Below are 3,274 nucleotides of genomic sequence, written 5' to 3' on the forward strand. Positions count from 1 at the left end.
GTTGTTTACGGTGTTATCTAAACCTTTTATGCATCCTCTAACACCTTTTACTTTTATTGCCATTCTTAGTCACCAGTAGTTAATGTAGGTTATTTTATTCTTGTGCAAATCCCTTCTAATTTAGTTCTAAGGTTAATAATGTTAGTGTCATTATCTATATTTTTAATATCTATTGTTGTTATGTATTTAAATGTGTCTTTATCAATTGCCTTTATAGTATTCACAATATGAGTTTTATAAGCATCAGATATTTCATCTTCAGTTGAGTCAATTTTACTTAAATCAATAAGAGTATTTTCTATCTCTTTGTTTATTTGGTATAATTCATTATTAATTATTCTAAATGTCCTTAGATCCTCCAAAGATGACACAGGATCACCCAAGTCTTCATTAGCTCCGACATTGTGTTTTTGATACTGGTTATCTATACAGCGCCAATCACCTACAAGATACTCTTTTGTAATCTTATCTTCACCACAGCCGAATAAAGCAAGGCTAACTAAACTAATTATCAAGATTCTTTTCATACCATCAACTCTTTTAAAATTTTAATTAATGGTATGAAAATTCGCCTATAAAATCAACGACGATTTAGTAGCCCTCCCGGTCTTTGTTCTTTCATAATCTGCGCACGAATAGCTTGTTCAATGTTTTTAGCTAGTTGCTGTCCGTCTTGTTCTGACATGCCACCGCCACCATCAATGTTAATCGGCATATTAATATTAAGGTTGATATTTGAGCCACCTTTACCATTAGATGTAATTTGGCGATTGCTTAATACTCGCCCATTTTCTCCTGGTATTAAATATTGCTTTCCGCCTGCTACCAAGATTTCTGGCTTTCCACCCTCACCAACTCGATACATAGAGTTAGCGTCTACTGGACCGCCGTTTTTACGAGCACCTGCTATACCCAACGCTTTCATTGAACCGATAGCTGTTGCATACGATGTTGCGCCTGTAGTTGCTGCTGCGCCCTGCGTTGCGATTGAAGCATACATAGCAGCGGGTTGATATGCTGCTGCTAATAACGTAGCCTCAGCTACTTGCGCCGCCGTTGTTGATGCCGAGGTTGTTTTAGCAACAATTGCGTTCTTGACGTATTGCATACCCATTTGAACTAATGACCCGATCGCTTCGTTCAAAATCACATTAGCAAAGTTCTGCATTGCTTGTGTTGCTGTCATTGTGCCTGACGCTAAGCCTGATATTGTACTTGTTGCGCTACTTGCTAATCCCTCAAGAGATGACGCCAAAAACTCGTTAGCATCGCTCTGATTTCGCCATATTTCCCACTGCGCATTGATACGATTTTGCTCATACTGATGATTAGCCGCTTCACGCAATGCTATTGCGTTTTCTTCGGTGATCCATTTCTGCTTTTCAAACTCTTGAATCAAAGCGAGTTTTCTAGTGTTTTCATTTTTAAGAGCTTGAACAGGGTCTACTTGTGCTACAGCGTCGTCAATTTTAGATACAACAGCATCAGATTTGATTTTAGCCATGTTTATCTGATGTTGTTGCTCAAGTTTTTCAAGCTTAGCGTTGTATTCCTCTTGAGTTTTTATTTCTCCTTCTTTCCGTAATACATCTAGTGATTTTTTCGATTTTTTGAATGAATCTTCTTCGGCTTCAATTGGGCTTTTTAATGAGCTAAGTTCTTTGTAGGCTTGTGCGGTTTCAATTAACTCTTTTAGTTTTGCTGTTTGCTCGGCCGTAACCTTACCGCCCATTTTTTGAGTAATAGCAAGCAATTCCGCTTCAACAGTCATGCCTTTAGCTTCAAGTTTAGCCACTTCTAGCTTGTCGCTAAGTTCTTTGACTTCTTCGGCGTATGATTTTGTTGTGCCTTTTTTATTGCTTGCTTTAATTTTATTGTTTTCCGCTGACAACGCTCTTAATTGTGCTATCAACGGCTGTAAAGCAGCAGCTTGATCATTTGTTAACTTAGTAAAGTTGGTTTGACCAAGTGCCAGCTCTACTAAGTCTTCCCTATACTCATTAGCTCTATCACCCAACGCCGAATAAAGCCCGTCCAAGACAAATGCCGCTTCACTATTTTCTTTGGCTTTCAACTTAGCAATTTCAAGCTCTTTGGATATGCTCGCAAGCTTTTTATCAATTTCTGATTTTGATGCGTCATCCCAGTTTTTTGCTAATTCCTTACCATTATTTACAAGCTTTGGTCCTATACGGGAAGCTAGTATGTCTTCAACTTCTGCTATTTGTTTTTGGGCTGCCAATATTCCGTCAAGAATTTCTTTTTCTTGTTCACGCTGTTTATTTCTAGTGACAAGAGCTTCATTTATTTGTTTTTCAGATGGAGGAACAAGAGTTTTCTTATCCAAAAGATCTTGTGTTGACTTCATTTGGACGCGCAATAACTTCAACTGCTCTTGTGCATTTTTTATATCTTTGACAGCTTCATCTTTAATAACAACTAATTTTTCATCAGCGAAAGAATTAAGCTGTTCAGAAAGTGCTTTCACTTTTCCAGTTAAACCAACAGCTTCTTCTTTTGCATTTTTTGCCTTTTCATAGAAATGGTACAGCGACATAGCCGCCAACATAGCAGCGCCAGCAGGTCCACCTAACAAAGCCATAGCAGACCTTAGACCATTGGCAGCTAAAGAAGTCGTTTTTATTGCTGTGTTTAACTGTGTTTGCGCTACTGCATGTTTGTTTGTTGCTGTAGCTAACTGGGCTTCAACCGCGATAAGCTGTTTATTTAATGATGTTTGGGCGCGTAAGCTATTACAATGCGTTTGAGCTAGAATAATATTCTGCTTCTGAACTTCTAACGCTCTGATGTTCTCGCTAATTCGCTCTATTTCGGCTTGAATTAAAACTTTTTCAGCTTGTGCTTGTCGAATATTTGCAATTGTTTGTTCGGCGCTCTGTTTGGTCACACTAGCTAGCGATGTGATGTATTTCCCTGCATAAATGGCAGCAAGCGCACCGACACCAGTCATCAAGATATCAACGTGCTGAGACATTAGAATCAGCGAATCAACTAAAACTTTGGTTGCGCCAGTTGAGTTATTAAGTTCACCAAAGTATTTTTTAAGGTTATTCGTAACACGGTTAAGCCCGTCAGTTACAGTATTTCGCATGTTGTCAGCAAGCGAATCTAGCTCAGCGTTAGAATCTATAAGCGCATCGGTAAAGGTTTGCATAGATAATTTGCCGTCAGTGGCTAACTGCCTTACGTATTGCTCTGTTATTTTCTCAGCTTCTTTAGTTGATTTGGCGTTCTTCTTTAGGTAATTGGATAA

The 3,274-nt window shown here is 38.5% G+C and carries 2 protein-coding genes; both read right to left on the bottom strand.

Annotated features, from left to right (window positions below):
- Positions 1–89: 89 nt before the first annotated feature.
- On the bottom strand, positions 90–527 hold the full coding sequence (locus ACGH6Q_RS12045) for a hypothetical protein (protein WP_296318451.1): 438 nt from the start codon (positions 525–527) through the stop codon (positions 90–92).
- Between the two features lie 53 nt (positions 528–580).
- On the bottom strand, positions 581–3,274 hold a 2,694-nt coding region (locus ACGH6Q_RS12050), incomplete at its 5' end, for a tape measure protein (RefSeq protein ID WP_411592953.1).

It is taken from the genome of Gilliamella sp. BG2 (assembly GCF_046635645.1).
Taxonomy (GTDB): domain Bacteria; phylum Pseudomonadota; class Gammaproteobacteria; order Enterobacterales; family Orbaceae; genus Gilliamella; species Gilliamella bombi.